This window comes from Laribacter hongkongensis DSM 14985, assembly GCF_000423285.1.
Taxonomy (GTDB): Bacteria; Pseudomonadota; Gammaproteobacteria; order Burkholderiales; family Aquaspirillaceae; genus Laribacter; species Laribacter hongkongensis.
Genome location: NZ_AUHR01000019.1, coordinates 1 through 15,762 on the forward strand (window position 1 = coordinate 1; position 15,762 = coordinate 15,762).

The window sequence follows — 15,762 nt, forward strand, 5'->3', positions numbered from 1 at the left end:
AGAGGTAAACCGAGATGCGAAACAGAAAGCGCCTGCCGGGCTCGCTTGATGAAGCCATCGAGATGAACTTCGAAGCGGCCGAACACAGTCGCCGTCCCATGAAGGTACTGGCCGACCTGATGGGGGTCGACCTCAAGACCCTGTACCGCTGGCGTGCCGAATCATCCATGCCGCTGAACCGTATCCGGCAGTGTGCCGGGCCACCCATGTCAGCGAGTACCTGTGCATGGCTCCCGGCAACCGGGTGGTCATCGACATCCCTTCCGGCAAGAAAGCCGGTGTACCGGAGCTGGCAGATACCCAGGCCAACGCAGCACAGCCATGGCTCTGCTGTCCCGTTTTTACACCGGCAATGGTTCGCTGGATGAAACCGTTGCAGCCGTGAACCTGACCCTGTCCGAGTTCGCCTACCACCGCGAGAACGTCCGCAAGACGGGCCAACCCGAACTGGACCTGTTTCAGGGGGACGAGCGATGACTGTTGTCAACAAGACCCATTTCAGCGCGGTCGAGTTGGCTGCAATGAAGATTGCCGGTCTGCCCGCAACGGAACGCGGAATCCGGCTTTGTGCGGAGCGTGATGGTTGGCAATGGCAACGAAAGAATAAGGGCAAAGGGTTTGAATACGCCATCACCAGCCTCCCTCAAGAAGCCCAGGCCGAAATCCGCCGCCGTCAGGCTCAGGAACTGCTGGAATCGTCGGCAGCCAGCATCACTCTGCCAGGAAAGGGGCGTTCTGCCCGGCGCGAGGAGCAACTGAACTTGACGCTGACCACGGTCGAGCGGCTGACCAGCAAACAACGCGCTGTCGCCGAAGCCCGCTGCGCCCTGGTGGGCGAAGTCCGGAAATTGAGCCGGGTCATGGGCGTAAAGGCTGCGTGGCAGCATGTCGTCGACGCGGCAAAACACAATGCCTTGCCATTCCCGTTGCAGCAACTGGTCTACGTGGCCAATGCGCGCAGCAATCAGGAGCGGACTTTTTCCGTTCGTTCCATGTCGCGCTGGTGGACTCTCTTTCATTCAACCGAAAGCCCGTCCGAACGCCTGCGCCGGCTGGCTCCGCAGGTCCGTGAGGCCGAGCAGGCCATGCCGTGGTGGCAGGATCGACGGCACGACCAAAGCCTTCCGGCTGGTCGCTTCAGAGGGGATGGAATTCGACACGCCGGCCGCGAAATTCACCGGCGCAGTCACCGTCAATGACGCCCTGACCGGCACGGGCGGCATGGCGATTTCGGGCGGGGACGGTGCACGGGTCGAAGGCAGCCTGCACGCGACTGGGGACGTGAGCGCCGGGGACATCAGCCTGACTGGCCACCTCCACAAAGGGGATTCTGGAGGGCGGACAAGCAAGCCTGTCTAGCAATCCGCCTGGGGCGGAATACCTTGCCAGTCATTGAGCTTTTCGCCTTCAGCCAGCAGCTTGCTACGAACGGCAATCAGACGGGCCACTAATGTTTTTGGGTCCCGCATTTCCCTTGCGAGCAAATTGCTCGCCCTGATCTCGCGATGTTTACAATGGATTATAAATTTATAACGATTTCCGTAATCATCGAATTCAGCATCACAGTCCAATGGTGCCATCGCTGCTTTGGTAAACAAGATGACCAAGTCGTCCGAAAGACGTGTTTTCATCGCCAATCCAAGATGTTACCAAGACCCGGATGTTATCACTGAATCCCTTCACCGCGCCCCTCCACCCGCCATGCCCCGATCATCCGTGACATGGACGCTTCTATCGACCCCTTCACCCGCGACTACACCGGCCAGCGCATTGCCACGCTGACCAATGCCGTCCACTTGCGGCTGGATACGCCGCTGGGCAGCTGGTGGGCTGATCTGGCGCTGGGGCCGCGTCTGCATGAGCTGGCCCGCGCCAAAGACCTGAGCCGCATCGACCTGCTGGCCCGCCAGTACACCGAGCAGGCACTGGCGCCGCTGCTGAAAGACGGCCGCGCCACCCGCATCGGCGTCACCACATCGCGCCCGCAACCGGGCTGGCTGTGGTTGCAGATCGAAGTCGAGGATGCCAGCGGTCAGGTCGACCATTTCCGGCATCCGGTCAGGGTGGGCGGCTGATGGCCTTCCCGATCCCGGCCTTTGCCGCCATCCGCGACGCGCTGCTGCGCGACATCCGCAACCTGCTACCCGAGGCCGATACCGGCCCGGACAGCGACAATTTTGTCCGCGCCACCTCGGTGGCCAGCGCCGTCGAGGGGCTGTACCAGCATCAGGCGTGGATCGTGCGGCAGATTTTCCCCGACACCGCCGACCGCGAATACCTGGAGCTGCATGCCCTGTTGCGCGGCCTGCGCCGCAAGCCGGCCACCGCCGCCCAGGGCGTCATGCGTCTGCAAGGTGCGGCCGGTAGCTTCGTCCCGGCCGGGCTGGTGGCAAGGCTCGGCGAGCGCACCTGGCGCACCCTCGGGGGCGGGCAGGTCAATGAGGCCGGCACACTGGAAGTCGCTGCCGTCGCCGACCAGCCCGGTACTGCCGGCAATGCCGAAGCCGGTGCGCTGGTCGAGCTGGCCTCGCCCCCGTCCGGGGTACTGGGTCAGGCCACCCTCGTCAGCATGACTGGAGGGGTAAACGAAGAGGCGGACAGCGAGCTGCTGGCCCGCCTGCTGGAACTGATCCGCCGCCCGCCTGCCGGCGGCAACCGCTACGACTACCGGCGCTGGGCCATGGAAGTGCCCGGCGTGTCGGCAGCCTTTGTCTACCCGCTGCGCCGGGGGCTCGGTACCGTCGATGTGGTGATCGTGTCGGCCGACGGCCTGCCGTCGCAGGAGACGATCAAGGCCACGCAGGCGCATATCGACGACCTGCGCCCGGTCACGGCCAAAAGTTCCCTTGTGCTGGCTGCCACGGAAAAACCGGCCGCCGTCACCGTGCGGGTCAAACTGGACGGCCTGACGCTGGATGCCGCCCGTGCCCAGATTCAGGCCGCACTGGCAGGCTACTTTGCCTTGCTCGCACCCGGCGAAGTAGCGGTCAAAAGCCAGCTGGAAGCACTGGTCTCCAACATTGCCGGCATCGTGGACCGGCAGATGAGCGCCCCGGCCGGCAATGTGGTGCCGGTGGTGGATGACCGCATGGTCGAGTGGGTCCGCCTCGGCGCCGTGACCGTGGAGCAGCTGCCATGAGCGGGCATGCCGGACTGCTGGCCCGCCTGCTACCCCCGGTCAGCTACGACCCGAACGGCCGCCATCTGGTCGCCGGTCTGACCGCCGAGGGCCGGGCACTGGATACGGCCGAGGCCAGCGCCCGCCGGGCAGCCGGCGGCGTGACGCCGTTTTTTGCCGAAAACCTGCTGCCGGACTGGGAGCGCGTCTGCGGCATCACCCCACCGGCCGGCGCCCCCTATCAACAACGCCTGCAAGCCGTGCAGGCCAAGCTGGCCGAGACCGGTGGCCTGAGCATTCCTTACTTCACCCGGCTGGCTGCCGGGTTGGGCTACCGCATCGCCATCGACGAGCCCGGACCCTTCCGCGCCGGCATCAGCCGGGCCGAAGACGTCCTTTGGACCCCTGACATCCTGTGGGTGTGGCTGGTACGCATCCGGGGCGCGGACAGCGTGCGGATTTACCCGTTCCGGGCCGGTGTGTCAGTGGCCAGCGAACGGCTGACCGCATTCAGTGACCCGGTGATTGAAGCCGTACTGCGTGACCTCAAGCCCGCGCACACCTTTGTTTACTTCGCTTACGAGGAAACGGCATGAACCCTGTCATTCCGCCGGTCAACACGGCCGACAACCTGTTCCATGACGGCAATCCGGCCACCGGCGAGCTGGGCACCATCGTGTCAGCCGAATGGCTCAACAACATGCAGGGCGCCCTGCGCGGCAACCAGTCCGAACTGATTGCACTGCTGACGGCCGCCGGGATCGAGCCCAGTGCAGCAAAGGCCGACCAGGTGCTGACAGCGCTGCGGGGGCTGTTTCTGGGCAAGACCGCCCAGGCAGTTGACTCGGCAAAACTGGAAGGGCATCCGGCCAGTTATTTCGCCAGAGCGGATGACCTGCTCACTTTCGGCGGCTTCAAGAACCTGCTGATCAACAGCAATTTCAGCATCAATCAGCGTGGCTACGTGTCTGGAACACCGACCAGCACAGCAAATCAATACACGGTTGATCGATGGCGAGTCGTGATCAGCGGGCAGCGCATTACATGGACGGCAGATGGCAGCACAATCACTGTCACGGCCCCTGCCGGGGGAGTCGAGCAAGTCGTCGAGGGAGCCAGCATTTCCACTGGAACATACTGCCTGTCGTGGACGGGCACGGCATCAGCGAACATCAACGGAACGGTCATTTCAAATGGTGGGGCCATCGTGCTGCCCGGCGGAGCTAGTGCGACCGTCAGATTTACTGGCGGAACCTTATCTCGACCACAGCTCGAAAAATCTCCGGTGTCGACTCGATACGAAGAGCGTCCGCCCGGACTCGAGTTGTCATTGTGCCAACGCTACTACGAAACCGGCATTGCGAACTGGATGATACAGATCGGAGGCGGAGTCACAAATGGAAATTCCTATTGCTACTGGTCGCACCAGATCTATTTCAAAGCGACGAAGCGGGTCATTCCGACGATTACAAAAACCACGCCCGCTGCAAACCCTTACGTGCCCTACGTCGGCATCATGTGCAGCACAAATGAGCTGACACTCCATAACTCGCCGAATTATGTCGGGCAGACACCGGTTACACAGAACGCTTTTTCATTAACCTAGGCGGCTGACGCCGAGATATAGGAGTGCTTATGTATCAGCAGATCAAAGGCGGAAATGGGGTTATTCGTCTTCATGACGGTGCTGTTATCCCGGCTACTGATGGCAACCGTGACTGGCAGGCATATCAAGACTGGGTTGCGGCCGGGAATGCTCCGCTTCCGGCTGACGTGTCTACGAATGACGCTCTGCGCGACCGAGCATTGGAGCAGCTCCCCGCATGGGAAAAAGCCGAGCGCGCCGCCGGCATCGAACACGCTGGCTAACGCTGGCTGACCAGCTCGGCCGCATTGCAGGACATCCGCGACGTACTGCTTGCGGGAGCCATTCCGGGCGAGCAGTGGGTGACAGCAGACCGCAAGATCGTGCCGATGACACTGCCGGAGTTGCAATCTCTGTGGCAGGCTATCACCGCGCGTGGCGCGGCGATCTATCAGCGCCGGCTGGCAATGGAGCAGCAAATCGCGGGCATGAGCCGCGCTGAGCTGGAGGCCTTCCAGCCGGGCTGGCCAGAGCCAGCCCAAGCATAAGGAAGGGTAGTGTCCGGGCGGGTGTCATGAGCATCCAACCGGACGAGAATTCATGCGGCTAAAAATGTGACAAAGGTAGCGCAAAACCTTGGAACTGGCCGGTTCCTACACGATGCCAAATGTCCCGCAAAAAAGGGACAAAAGACGCGCCACGTTACAAGCACTGTCTAAAACTCGGTCTAAAAAGCAAAAGGCCAGCCGTGATTGGCTGGCCTAAGCGCTTGATTCTATTGGTGCCGACTATCCGAATCGAACGGATGACCTACTGATTACAAGTGAGCAGCAGAATCCAGCATTGATGCGGCTTTGTCCTTGATTTTTGCTCCGCAAAATCAATTATTGATGCCTGTAAAAGCATTGATTTTATTGGGGCAAAAAATCTTTTGCGGAGCAAAATTGCCGCATTATCGTGTTGGTCCGACCTTGTCACCCTTCCTGTCACGAACGTATTGCTCGGTCATTTTTACCGAGCTGTGACCAAGCTGTTTCTGCGCTTGGCGAATATCTCCGGCAGATTCCGCCTTGTCAGTTCCCGCTTTTGCTCTAAGGTCACGAAACTGAAATGCAGTGATTGATGAGGCAAGCTCTGGATGCGTCTTGGCGGCCAACTCCCTTGCCTTGTCGAATCGACTTCGCAATGCACCCCTTGTTAGCCCTGATCCATTCTCAGTAATGATCAGATTTATTGATTTTAGTGGCAGGATTGATTTTCTTTTGGTTATGCGGTCAATAAGCGTAGCTAATTCACCCTGTATTGTGATGCGCAATTTTTTGCTGGTTTTGTTTTGTTGAATGCAAACTTCGCCATTTTTAATGTCACTCTCTGTCAATGCCAGCACGTCAGCTGGCCGTTGACCAGTCAGGTATGCTAAATCCATTGCGTCGCGCAGCGCTACATCCCCAGCACTGTAAACAGCTTGATAGACGCTGTCTTCAATGTAGATGTCTCGACCTGCCTCAGTAAAGCCCTTGATTCCTGTGCATGGGTTTGCCATTGATGTATAACCCCATTCACGCGCTTTGTTCCATACGTGGCTGAGTAAGGCTTTTTCTCTGTTTGCTGCGACAGGAGCATTTTTTCGCATGTCAAGATACATTCTGATATGCATTGGCTCAATTTCATCTAGTGGAGCAGGAGTTGGATTGCAGAAAAATTCCTGTAATCTGCCAAGCTCTCTCAGGTTTTCACGTTGTGTTTTATCTCCTTTTATGGGGAGTACATCTTTCATGTACCTCTCAATTGCATCTTTTAATGTTGGCTTTGCATTAGTGGGTATTTTTGCGACTTCAAGCTCTGCCCATTTTTTTTACGGCTAATGGGTAATCGTCCCCGAGCGGTAATTCTTTTCTAGGTTTTCCTCCTAGATCATAGTAGTAATAGATGTGGCCGCTGCGTTGTTTGCGGGACCGCATGCCCTTTGGTAAATTCAGGTTGACTGTTGGTTTGCGCCCCATGGTATTTCCTGTTCATTAATGTGGTAGTGCACTGGGTTGCCATTTTTTTGTTGTGGCGATTTCTTTTTGTTGTCTTCCTTCAATTGCTGCTCTTGTAACAATTGGTCTTCCATTTGCATTGATGCGAAATGGAATGAGCATCTGGCGCAGGGCTTCAATCTGCTTTGATTTGAATTTTCGACCTGTCAATAGCGCTACTTCTTCAGTGGTTAGAAATAGTGGATCTGTGTCAACCATGATTTTTCCTTTTTCTATATTCTGCTTTACGCCGCATGCAAAAAAGAAAGTCGCACGCGGGGGCCATAAACGATGAAGCCCGCTGATGCGGGCTATTGTTGGTGAGGTTGAGTGTCGGTTGTGAATGTTGAGACTGCCATATGACGCAACAGCAGTTATGGCTGCCTGGTGCAGGACCCTTTTAAAAATGATCTTTTCACTTCCTTTTAATTCAATGGGTTACATGTGGCTGCTTGAAAAGGGTATGTCCATGGTGATGTTCAGATATGCTTGTTTTTGCACAGGAAAACGTAGAATATCTCTAGTTCACTGCCGGACAGGCAGCTCAGAAATGTTTGGTCGGCTTTGTTGACTTCAATTCCGCTATAGCATTTCGCGCAGGACTTCCTTGATTTGATGGTGCGGGATACGCAACGTCTTGCTGGTTTCACGCATCCATTGTTTATGCAGGTTCTGTATCGTCTGACGCTCTGAGTCCGTCAGGGAGTCAGGTGGTTCAGATGGCATCCTCCTTGGTCATAGTTTGACTGCCATCCATACTACGCAGCTCGCATGACTCGACGCAGCAACAACACGTTACAGCATCAGGCCTGTGTTTCGATCAGACGTATGAATGCGGTTTTCATAGGATGGTGAGGTAGCGAAACCGCCACATCGGCACATTTGGTGGCTCCCTTGTCAGGCTCCTTCACGAACCATCTGAATGACTGCCTCCTGGCTGGTGGACGGCAGGCGCAGAACGGTAATGGTGGCTTCCAGTTCCCGGATGCGGGTATCGCTGGCTTCAAGCTGCTGCTCCAGAAACTCGGCTTGCTCGGCCTTGGCTGCGAGCATGATGTTCTCGGCACCGAGCTGCATGAGTGCTTCGTTGACGGGGATGACGATGATGAATGGCATGATTCTCTCCAAATAAAAAACCCGCCGAGTGGCGGGTTGGTATAGCGCGTCTTTTGGGTTGTTTAATGCCTTTTTACCTCAGGATTTAGAAAAACGGCGGAACGGTACCACTTCATTAGTGTTGGCTAAATAATGCGCATCCGGCCTATTGGTTACTTTCAGTCGCGAAAATTCCACGATATTGGTTTTTCCTTGGAAGTAACCTTCAGGCAATCCGGCTAGAGATTCAATGTCACCCGCTGCCAGCCCGATGTGCCTCGGTATGGCTTCAATTGGCATGACCTTTTCTTCGACTAACAAATCAATGGTTCGGCGAAGCAAGCGAGGCTGCTCTGGTCGACGATCCTCATCTCCCGGCTCCGATTTTGCACCCCATCGAGCAGAGCGACGTTTGAAAAGCGTCAAAGCACCATCTTCATCTAGTAACTCCAGCGCTTTCAGCCGCATGATGATCGCTGCTGCAGATACGCCCCAACGGCGCTTCAGTAGTAGCAAGTCATCCAGAGTCGGTGGCATGCGAACTTCGCTGGCGAACGTTTCTGCCGGCAGCAAAAACGCACCTGCAAAACGGTGTGCCTGGGCTTCCATCATTTTGTGGCGTGCATTATCTGTTGTACGCCGAATATGACGATGTAGGACTAGATGCCCGATCTCATGGGCAAGATCGAAACGACTGCGATACCCATTGTTTTTATCGGCAGACAAAAGAATGAGCGGTCTCTGTAGCTCTGTACTCCAGGCCGACAACCCTTCGATTTGAGCAATGCCGGTTTCTTCCCGGATCACGATAACCCCAGCGCCTTCCGCCGCCAGCGCTAAGTCTTGAATTGCTGAACGGCCTAGACGCCAAAGATCCCGGCATTCACTGGCCGCTTTCTCTATGTCCTCATTGGTGATCTCTTCCGGATCGGCATAATTCCGAGAAGGTAAATTGACATCAGGGTAGTCAACGTACTCCATCAGGGATACCGCGACGTCTTGCGCCCATTCAAGGCGAGCCCCCAGCATGGCTCGTGCAGCTACGTGTGCAGATGCATTGCTGCGAAATAGCGGCAGCGACAACTTCGCTCCCGGTAAGCGTGTAAACCATTCAGGCGTGACATTAACTACGCTTGCAAGGCGTTCAAGCGCGTCACGTTCTGGCACTTGCATCCCTGTGCGCCACTTGCTGATGGTTGGTGGTGACACACCGACCATCGAGGCCAACTGAACTTGAGTCAGACGACGTGCCGCAAGAATTTGGTCAAGTCGATCTTTCTGAAAACCTTGTACACCGCCCCTGCTCATGATCCTGTTCTGTCATTGTTCTGTTGTTTGTCGATGTTCTTTTTCAGCTTCGGTACTGCCAAGTCGTCTTGGCTGGTTGCCGATTGCTGATCGTATCGTTTGATGAATGCGTCAATGGGTTCTCGGAAAAGCCAGCCTTGCATGTGGCGATCCGGGACTGCGATTTCGAGTGAAACCGGCGTATCCGGCTGGCTGTGCAGAGAGACAGCAAAACTGGCTACGATGAAGACAACCGCTTGAGAGGGTTCCACGTATCCTGAGAAGAGCCCGGGTTGAACAAGTGGTTCGATGGCTGCATTCGCCAAAGCCATCTGTTTTCTGGTTTCGCTACGCCTCCCACTGTGCCTACCACCATGCTTTGTATTGAATCGCGCCAAGGTGAAGATCCCAGCGCGTCCTGTGACAATTTGATTGCCTCGCAACGGGGAAGGGAATGCGTTTGCAACGCTGAGTGCGCGATGGAACGACTCATTCATATGGAAGTGGCGCAGCTGCCCCACCACGCTAGGCAAGTGTCCATCATCCATCCCCCGTGCGGCAGCATAGGCACGTTGAGCACCGACCAGCTGGGCTTCTTCTAGAGCCATGACAAGCTCACGAGGGATATTTTTCACGAGAAGGTCATGGATCGTTTCTTGGTTTGGCTGAGCCATCGGCAACTCCGTCATCAGATTTCGTTATATAGGATTCTACTATCTAATAATTTCGTTTAAAAGGGTGGTGCCAGTTTAATGATGCAATTTATGCTGTTCGCGACAAGACTTGTCGACTCCTTGCCTGAACCGGTTTCAGGTATCGAAGATGCTCCAAAATTTATGATATGGCCGATCAAATGCAGTGCAGGCCAAACCGGTATTGCAGGCCGAGCGGCGCGAACGGTATGTCGTCGTCCATGCCGTTGAAGTTGCTGGATGGCTTCGGATCATGCCGGCGCGGAGGCGGTGCAGGTTCGCTACGTTCTTGCCGGGCATTGCTGCCAGATTCCTCCCGTCCTCCAAGCATTTGCAGCTCGGTTGCCTCGATTTCAAATGCCGTGCGCTCGACGCCATCCTTGCCCGTGTACTTGCGCGAGCGGATGCGGCCCTCGATGTAGACCGGGCGGCCTTTTCTCAGATACTCGCCTGCAATCTCGGCCAGCCGGCGATACAGGATGATGCTGTGCCACTCGGTACGCTCCTGCCTCTGGCCGCTCTTGTCCTTCCAGTTGTCCGTGGTGGCGATGCTGAAAGTGCAGACGGCTTCGCCGTTGGGCATGTAGCGCACTTCCGGGTCACGCCCGAGGTTGCCGACGAGGATGACTTTGTTGACGGATGCCATTAGGCGGCCTTTCGTTTCAGGTATTCGATTTCGGCTTCCAGTTCGGCCAGAAATGCGGAAACCTCGGTTTCGATCTCGGCAATCAGCGCGTCGTCGCGCTCGATGCGGGTGCAGAAATACTGCATGTCGTCCGGCAGTCGGTCGTCGTAGCTGACAAAGTCGCACCACTGACGGCCTGTGCAGGCCATCTGCGTCTGCATCTGCTTGATGTATTCCGGTTTCGGCTTGCCGGTCTTGATGGTTTCAATGTGCGTCCAGGTATTCGGGCACTTGATCTCGATCAGGCCGGTGTCGCCGACCAGTCCGTCCGGGCTGGCCCCGAATCCGACAATGGTCGGGTGGTCGACAAGGCCGGTTTCGGTCACGATTTCGCCGGTTTCGATGATGTAGAGGGCGCGGGCATGGGGTTCCAGATCGGTGCCGCGCAGCATGGCGGCATTGCTGAACCGGATTTCCTGTGTTCCCGTCAGGCGCTGGCAGATCAGCTCGGCCATGTAGTTTTGCCGGCTGGCTGCATAGCCGGACTTGGTTTTTGCCATCACATCGGCCACGCGGCTGGCGGTCACCTTGCCGAGGCGGGCGGCAAACCATTCTTCGGTGCGTTGTTTCATGGTCATTCTCCTTCCACCAGCTCGCCTTCGATGATCCTGCCATTGGTGGCCTGCTCCTCTTTGAGGTCGCCGTTCCTGGCCGCCAGCTCACCCATCCGGCTCATTTCGTCGGTGCCAATCAGCAGACGATCCTCCTTGCCGAGCGAGCGGAAATATTCGCGTAGGCCGTCCACGTCGCCGGTTTCGGCAATCTCGTTGGCCTTGGCCAGCAGTTCATTCCGGCGCGGATTGCTGGTGTCGCCTTGGGTGACCTTCTCGTACGCCTGTTTGGGCGGCGTCACGTCCTTTTCGGCAATACGCTCGGCTTCGTCCTGGTCGTAGATGCCGGCAAAGCCGAATGCGAGGCGGGCGCACTGGATCATGGCCTTGTGGCGCAGCATGCGCTTGGGGTGCGATTTCCACGGTCCTGTCTCGCGTTTGCACTCGTCCATCCACTCGGTCACGCTGATCGGGCGGCCACGATCCTTGCGGAAGATGCGGCAAGTGCAGCTCTCGGCGTTCTGTTCAAACTCCATGCCGTCGAAGTTCGGGTCGCCGTTGATGATGCGGCTCCAGCCATCCACGCCGACCACCGGCACGATGCCGTTGTTTTTGTCAGGGAAGGCGTAGATTTCCTTGGTCCACGGGTTCAGCCCGTACTGGTTGGCGACGATCAGCAGCGCGGTCATCTGTGCGTCAGTCACCTGACCCTTGAATGCCGTCTGCTTGAGGGTTGAGACCAGCTCGGTGCCGTCGCCCATGTCGAATTTTGCGGCGAGCTTGCTGGTCAGCGTGGTGAGTGCGGTGGACATGCGTGTTCTCCAAAAGCAAAACGCCGCTTGGTTAGCGGCGTCAGTGTGTTGTTGGGTAGATGGCGGCGATCAGCTTGTCCAGGTCTTCGGCAAATCTTCGGGCCTGGGCGTTTCGCCGTGTCTCGGGATTGGGCGGGCTGAGTGGGACGCCGCGCCGCAGGGCCATGTCCTGTGCGGCCTTGGCTGCAAATGCGTGCCGACGGTGTTCGAGCGTGGACTTGTTCATGCGGCCTCGCGGAAGTTGAGCGGGGTTTCGAAGTGGGCCGGCAGTGTCGGTGCGTAGGGGATCGGCTCGCCTTCGTCCGGGATGATTTCGCTCTGGCCGTGCCTGGCGTAGATCGCTGCTTCGACGCGCCGGGCCAGATTGGCGATGGAACCGAAGCTACGCTCACACTCCAGCATGTCCATGTCGCCACTGTCGCCGGTTGTGAACAGCTTTTGCAGCACCCATCCGCCCGTGCCGTCGGGGCTGAATTCGACCAGAACCTTTGTGGTCCGCAGTCCGGCCTTGACGGTGATTTCGTCTTCGATGTTCATGCGCCCCCCTCAACCAGCACGATCCAGAGGTTCTGGAACAGGTGGTCGACCATCACGGGAACAACGACCACCAGCAGGAAAGCTGCAAGGATGGCGAGGCCACTGATCACCGTTTCCTTCCCAAAGGTGTGCAGGACTGCCAGCCCGGCCCAGCGCATGGCCCGACAGATCACCATGCCGGGCAGGATCAGGCCGTAGGCAATAAAAATGGCCACTGTGTAGCGGCCGATATGGGCAATGAACTTCATGCGACACTGCCTTTCATGGCGAGGAACAGCCAGCGCCGGGCATCGCACTTGATGGTGTATCCACTTCTACGCAGGCTTTCCAGGATTGCTGTCGTTGCTTCGAGTGAAGTACGCCCGGCTCTTGGTGCCGGGACAGGGATGTCGATGGTTGACATGGCCGACTCCTGAAAAGAAAAAACCGGCACTGGGCCGGGGAACAGATAAAAAAAACCCACCTCTGTGAAAGGTGGGCAATTGGTCGATGGCTCGTGCTTCTGGCCATGCATCGGACTACCCGATATGGGCTGCACGGCTGCCGTTCTCGCTTTCCGGTCGGTTGAGTCGAAGCGAACGACCTTGAGTATCCCGGCTTGCGCCGACCGCAGCGACCGGACCGCGGGGTGGAGATGCAATAGTTGATTTGGGTAAAGGTAAACCCAGAAGACATTTTATGTCATGTGAATTATTTCACATCGAAGGCGCCTCCCGCTTTGGCGTTAGGTCAGACCGGGTGACTGGTGTTCTCTACGTGGCAGGATGAACCGTGCCCGACTTGCCGTTTGCCTTCGATGTGCCGGCTCTCTTCAAACCGGCGTGCGCACATTTTTGCGGCCATGTGCGATGGCGCTCCCGCCTGCTTCCCTGTCGTCCCCTGCGGTTTAAGGACACGTCCATCGGTTCCGGTTAGGCCACGCCGCCGTCACTCGCGCATCAGACAGATCAACAGACTTCGCTTGCCCCATTCCCGGTCGCTGGTGCCACCGCACCGGGCGTGCGCTCCCGTGAGGCCGGGAGGCCAGATCGTGCTGGCTGGATAGGTTGTGAGAGATCGGGGCACCGTTGTGCGCTTCAGTGATTTGAAGTGTAGGATTTCTATACATTGAGGTCAACATAAAGCATCCATAATGGACAGAAAAAATATACTAACAGGCGAGTTGCACCGATAGAGAAAAACGAAAAACCCCGCCGTAGCGGGGTTCATGGCCTTGCAGTCAGCGTTAGCAGAATTTGCTTACTCGCTGTCTGACTACACCAACAATTTTTATGCTCCCGTCGAGAGACTTCATGGGGTAAGCAGGATTCAGGGGTTTCAAGTACCAATCCCCACCATCCTGAACCAGTTTTTTGAACGTAGCCTCATTATCACCATTCTTGGCGATCACGTATGAGCCATGTACCGCTTCCATTTCGGGCTCGACAATTAATATGTCTCCCTCTTTGAAGTCCGGTTCCATGCTGTCTCCGTGGACACGGAGCGCGTATGTATGACGCCTGACCTGCACAGTTGCAGTAATAGTTTCCTCTGCAAAACCTGGCTGAAAGTTGTCTACCACTGATTCGAAATTACCTGCTTGAACCCAAGAAATAATAGGCACTTCTCCGCCAACAAATGGTCCTGGCGCCACGTTCTTGTCATAAGGAAGAGGCGTATTCGATAGGGCGCTAATAGACATCATTTGCATATAGCTAGGCTCATGTCTCCCATTTTCCCAAGCGGAGACATTTGCTTTTGTGCAGCCAAGCACATCGGCCAGCTGCTGCTGGGTCAGCTTGGCGTTGGCTCGTGCAATACGAACCCATTCATTGATTTTCATCCTTTGATTGTAGAGAAAATCTACACGCGTGAGGTCTATATATTGTTGACCATAGAGCATGGCAAAACTATACTTTCTAGAAATATTTTCTGTACTTTCAATCATGACGAATCCTTTGTCGCCACAAGAGGCTGTACGGCACGCCGCAGAGCTTGCCGGTGGGTTTGAGGAGTTAGGCAAACACCTGAACCGAACCAAAGGAGCCGTTCATCAATGGACTCTACCTGGCCGGCAGGTTCCCGCCGAGCACTGTCCAGACATTGAGCGCATCTCAAATGGCTTGGTTCTTTGTGAGCAGTTACGGCCGGACGTGAGCTGGTGGGTTGTTCGTCGCAAGCGCCGTAAATCTTCCACTGGCTCTGTTGTGGCTGCGGTGCCACTCAAGAGAAAGAGGAATAACCAATGAACCAATCATCTCAAGAACACGCAGAAAACACCCGCAACATCGAAGCCGCATTGTTGCGCGCACTTGCCGAGACTGGCCAAAGCCGTGTGGCACGCACGATGGGGCTGGATGACGCAACCGTTTCCAAGATGAAGGGCGGGGAAATCATGAAGATGGCCGGTTTCCTTGCCGCTCTTGGCATGAAGCCGGTGAAGAACACGGCGCTCACTGTCGAGCGAGATGACTTCATGGCCATGAAGCGGTTTGCCTGCAACTGGCTGATGGCTGACATCTCGGCTGATGAAGAAAGCAAGAGGGGATGAGCCATGAGCATCAGTCTGGCAATCCGAAATATTCGATCGGTATTTGATGGCTGGCGCAGGGAGTGCCGCATTCGCCGCCTGGTGTGGACGATGAACTGTCTTCACCTACTCGGCTGGCGGGGCGGTTTGCGTTCAGCCGGCGTGCAGCTGATACGGGAGATCAATGCCCGTAGTCCGCGCATGGTGGCAAGGATGGAAGTGAAAAGGGGATTGGCATGAGCAGGTTTTGCGTCATTCCATCGAGAGTCATGGAAGATGACCGCATGCGGTCCATGGCCCATTTACGCGTTCTGATGGCTATTGGCAATCACTCGGACAAGAACGGATGGTCCCGGCCTTCCCTCAAGCGGATCGGCGTATTGGCAGGCAAGAAGGACAAGCCCCTGTCGAAGCCCTATGTATCCGAGATCATCAGCGATCTTGAGGCCTGGGGTTACCTGACCCGCAATGCCCAGACCCGTGATGATGGTGGACAGACATCGAATCTCTACCGGGTGATTTTTGACTGTGGTGATCCAGAGCCTTGTCCGCTTGATCCGGTTCCTGATGGGGCCGACCCCCATTCGGTATCACAGAACCCCCCGTTCGGCCCCATAGGAACGAACCCCCCGTTCGCTCCCATGGGACCGAACCCCATAAGAACAACCCAATTGAACAACGAAAAGAAAAGACTACTGTGGACCAGCAGGCAAAACAGCCTGCCGCTGACGCGGTTGTGCCGGCTGACGCCGACACGGCCGACAAGGTTCGCAAACCTCGTCTTGATCCCCATCGGTTGCTGGACCTGTTCCACGAACATTGCCCGACCTTGCCAAAGGTTCGTTTGCTGACTGACTCGCGGAAACAGGC

Annotated in this window: 24 protein-coding genes and 1 pseudogene; 11 read left to right on the forward strand and 14 right to left on the reverse strand. The window is 56.7% G+C overall.

Annotated elements, in window-relative coordinates:
* The first annotated feature begins 321 nt into the window (after positions 1 to 321).
* Positions 322 to 477, forward strand: coding sequence for a hypothetical protein (locus tag G542_RS18905; RefSeq protein WP_012697462.1), 156 nt, complete (start codon positions 322 to 324; stop codon positions 475 to 477).
* Complete coding sequence (locus G542_RS18130) at positions 474 to 1,199, forward strand: DNA-binding protein (protein WP_012697461.1); 726 nt, start codon at positions 474 to 476, stop codon at positions 1,197 to 1,199. Before G542_RS18905 ends, G542_RS18130 begins: the two co-directional genes overlap by 4 nt.
* A 156-nt stretch (positions 1,200 to 1,355) precedes the next feature.
* On the opposite strand, the gene G542_RS0112715 is transcribed toward G542_RS18130, so the two are convergent.
* On the reverse strand, positions 1,356 to 1,631 hold the full coding sequence (locus tag G542_RS0112715; protein WP_012697460.1) for a hypothetical protein: 276 nt from the start codon (positions 1,629 to 1,631) through the stop codon (positions 1,356 to 1,358).
* A gap of 90 nt (positions 1,632 to 1,721) precedes the next feature.
* Here G542_RS0112715 and G542_RS0112720 point away from each other — a divergent pair, with 90 nt between their 5' ends.
* From G542_RS0112720 to G542_RS18135, 5 genes and pseudogenes are all read left to right on the forward strand, one after another.
* On the forward strand, positions 1,722 to 2,075 hold the full coding sequence (locus tag G542_RS0112720; RefSeq protein WP_027824308.1) for a phage GP46 family protein: 354 nt from the start codon (positions 1,722 to 1,724) through the stop codon (positions 2,073 to 2,075).
* Positions 2,075 to 3,139 (forward strand): baseplate J/gp47 family protein, encoded by a 1,065-nt coding sequence (locus G542_RS0112725; protein ID WP_027824309.1) that lies wholly within the window; start codon positions 2,075 to 2,077, stop codon positions 3,137 to 3,139. Before G542_RS0112720 ends, G542_RS0112725 begins: the two co-directional genes overlap by 1 nt.
* Positions 3,136 to 3,714 carry a YmfQ family protein gene (locus tag G542_RS0112730; protein WP_027824310.1) on the forward strand — a complete coding sequence of 193 codons (579 nt, stop codon included), beginning with the start codon at positions 3,136 to 3,138 and terminating at the stop codon, positions 3,712 to 3,714. Before G542_RS0112725 ends, G542_RS0112730 begins: the two co-directional genes overlap by 4 nt.
* Positions 3,711 to 4,724 carry a hypothetical protein gene (locus tag G542_RS17625; protein ID WP_027824311.1) on the forward strand — a complete coding sequence of 338 codons (1,014 nt, stop codon included), beginning with the start codon at positions 3,711 to 3,713 and terminating at the stop codon, positions 4,722 to 4,724. Before G542_RS0112730 ends, G542_RS17625 begins: the two co-directional genes overlap by 4 nt.
* A gap of 29 nt (positions 4,725 to 4,753) precedes the next feature.
* Positions 4,754 to 5,251 (forward strand): annotated as a pseudogene (locus G542_RS18135) (DUF4376 domain-containing protein).
* 404 nt (positions 5,252 to 5,655) lie between these two features.
* Here the strand turns inward: G542_RS18135 and G542_RS18140 are convergent.
* The 13 genes from G542_RS18140 to G542_RS18840 all read right to left on the reverse strand — a co-directional run bounded on the left by G542_RS18140 (position 5,656) and on the right by G542_RS18840 (position 14,310).
* Positions 5,656 to 6,480, reverse strand: a complete 825-nt coding sequence (locus tag G542_RS18140) for a tyrosine-type recombinase/integrase (RefSeq protein ID WP_211218833.1) — start codon at positions 6,478 to 6,480, stop codon at positions 5,656 to 5,658.
* A gap of 241 nt (positions 6,481 to 6,721) precedes the next feature.
* Entirely contained in the window at positions 6,722 to 6,943 is a 222-nt protein-coding gene (locus tag G542_RS18145) for a DUF4224 domain-containing protein (RefSeq protein ID WP_081666835.1), read from the reverse strand.
* Positions 6,944 to 7,621: 678 nt separating this feature from the next.
* The gene (locus tag G542_RS0112750; protein WP_027824312.1) at positions 7,622 to 7,840 is read right to left on the reverse strand and encodes a hypothetical protein; all 219 of its coding nucleotides are present in this window, start codon (positions 7,838 to 7,840) and stop codon (positions 7,622 to 7,624) included.
* A 78-nt stretch (positions 7,841 to 7,918) separates the two neighbouring features.
* On the reverse strand, positions 7,919 to 9,127 hold the full coding sequence (locus G542_RS0112755) for an XRE family transcriptional regulator (RefSeq protein ID WP_027824313.1): 1,209 nt from the start codon (positions 9,125 to 9,127) through the stop codon (positions 7,919 to 7,921).
* Positions 9,124 to 9,780 carry a hypothetical protein gene (locus G542_RS0112760; RefSeq protein ID WP_034985866.1) on the reverse strand — a complete coding sequence of 219 codons (657 nt, stop codon included), beginning with the start codon at positions 9,778 to 9,780 and terminating at the stop codon, positions 9,124 to 9,126. The genes G542_RS0112755 and G542_RS0112760 overlap by 4 nt, the downstream gene beginning before the upstream one ends.
* A 175-nt stretch (positions 9,781 to 9,955) precedes the next feature.
* Positions 9,956 to 10,444 (reverse strand): single-stranded DNA-binding protein, encoded by a 489-nt coding sequence (locus G542_RS0112765; protein WP_027824315.1) that lies wholly within the window; start codon positions 10,442 to 10,444, stop codon positions 9,956 to 9,958.
* Complete coding sequence (locus tag G542_RS0112770) at positions 10,444 to 11,055, reverse strand: lambda exonuclease family protein (RefSeq protein ID WP_027824316.1); 612 nt, start codon at positions 11,053 to 11,055, stop codon at positions 10,444 to 10,446. Before G542_RS0112770 ends, G542_RS0112765 begins: the two co-directional genes overlap by 1 nt.
* Positions 11,056 to 11,057: 2 nt before the next feature.
* Positions 11,058 to 11,846, reverse strand: a complete 789-nt coding sequence (gene bet, locus G542_RS0112775; RefSeq protein ID WP_027824317.1) for a phage recombination protein Bet — start codon at positions 11,844 to 11,846, stop codon at positions 11,058 to 11,060.
* Positions 11,847 to 11,886: 40 nt separating this feature from the next.
* Positions 11,887 to 12,072: a hypothetical protein gene (locus G542_RS0112780; RefSeq protein ID WP_027824318.1), complete on the reverse strand. Its 186-nt coding sequence runs from the start codon at positions 12,070 to 12,072 to the stop codon at positions 11,887 to 11,889.
* Entirely contained in the window at positions 12,069 to 12,383 is a 315-nt protein-coding gene (locus G542_RS0112785) for a hypothetical protein (RefSeq protein WP_027824319.1), read from the reverse strand. The genes G542_RS0112780 and G542_RS0112785 overlap by 4 nt, the downstream gene beginning before the upstream one ends.
* Positions 12,380 to 12,631, reverse strand: coding sequence for a hypothetical protein (locus G542_RS0112790; protein WP_027824320.1), 252 nt, complete (start codon positions 12,629 to 12,631; stop codon positions 12,380 to 12,382). The genes G542_RS0112785 and G542_RS0112790 overlap by 4 nt, the downstream gene beginning before the upstream one ends.
* On the reverse strand, positions 12,628 to 12,786 hold the full coding sequence (locus G542_RS18570; RefSeq protein ID WP_012696977.1) for a hypothetical protein: 159 nt from the start codon (positions 12,784 to 12,786) through the stop codon (positions 12,628 to 12,630). Before G542_RS18570 ends, G542_RS0112790 begins: the two co-directional genes overlap by 4 nt.
* A gap of 822 nt (positions 12,787 to 13,608) precedes the next feature.
* Positions 13,609 to 14,310 (reverse strand): LexA family protein, encoded by a 702-nt coding sequence (locus tag G542_RS18840; RefSeq protein WP_162142367.1) that lies wholly within the window; start codon positions 14,308 to 14,310, stop codon positions 13,609 to 13,611.
* Between G542_RS18840 and G542_RS19660 the strand changes: the two genes are divergently transcribed.
* Genes G542_RS19660 through G542_RS18580 form a run of 4 tightly spaced genes read left to right on the forward strand, consistent with a single transcriptional unit; the run spans position 14,309 to position 15,743 of the window.
* Positions 14,309 to 14,611 carry a transcriptional regulator gene (locus G542_RS19660; protein WP_081433600.1) on the forward strand — a complete coding sequence of 101 codons (303 nt, stop codon included), beginning with the start codon at positions 14,309 to 14,311 and terminating at the stop codon, positions 14,609 to 14,611. The genes G542_RS18840 and G542_RS19660 overlap by 2 nt on opposite strands.
* Complete coding sequence (locus G542_RS0112800; protein WP_012696979.1) at positions 14,608 to 14,913, forward strand: CII family transcriptional regulator; 306 nt, start codon at positions 14,608 to 14,610, stop codon at positions 14,911 to 14,913. Before G542_RS19660 ends, G542_RS0112800 begins: the two co-directional genes overlap by 4 nt.
* A gap of 3 nt (positions 14,914 to 14,916) precedes the next feature.
* Positions 14,917 to 15,132 (forward strand): hypothetical protein, encoded by a 216-nt coding sequence (locus tag G542_RS18575; protein WP_155826692.1) that lies wholly within the window; start codon positions 14,917 to 14,919, stop codon positions 15,130 to 15,132.
* 29 nt (positions 15,133 to 15,161) lie between these two features.
* Complete coding sequence (locus G542_RS18580) at positions 15,162 to 15,743, forward strand: helix-turn-helix domain-containing protein (protein ID WP_155826694.1); 582 nt, start codon at positions 15,162 to 15,164, stop codon at positions 15,741 to 15,743.
* Positions 15,744 to 15,762 lie beyond the last annotated feature (19 nt).